Annotated in this window: 1 pseudogene; it reads right to left on the bottom strand. The window is 71.2% G+C overall.

The features are described 5' to 3' along the window. A pseudogene (locus FDW84_RS19010) lies at positions 1 to 400 on the bottom strand (endonuclease); the annotation flags it as partial.

Here is a 400-nt window from a genome sequence, read left to right as displayed (position 1 = left end):
TCGGCCGATTTCCAGCGGCGCCCCGTCCCGGGGGTCGACCAGCACGCGGTGGAACGAGTCGGCCCCGTCAGCGACGAGTCTGCGCGCCATTGAGGCCGGGATGGGGCCGTGGCCATCGAGCATGGCCGGTTCCTCGGTGAGGCCGAGCAGTGCGAACACGGGCACGGTGACCAGCACCTGGGGCCGGATCGGCAAAGTTGGTCGGGCATTCATTCCCGCCCCGCCCCTGCTGCCGGCAACGTTGCCGGCCATGGTGCCTCCCCCGCTGCCTTCCGCGTTGCCGGCCGCGTTGCCGGCCGTGGCGCCTTCCGCCCCGCCCCCGTTGCCGGTGCTGGTACTGCTGCCAAGGAGTGCTGAGGAGAAGTTGTCTGCCCGCAGCTGGGAGAGGTTGCGGTGTCCA

Origin of the sequence: Pseudarthrobacter sp. NamE5 (assembly GCF_005796225.1) — a bacterium.
Taxonomy (GTDB): domain Bacteria; phylum Actinomycetota; class Actinomycetes; order Actinomycetales; family Micrococcaceae; genus Arthrobacter.
The sequence above is the reverse complement of the archived record's forward strand: the minus strand, read 5'-3'. Positions and strand labels throughout refer to the sequence as shown.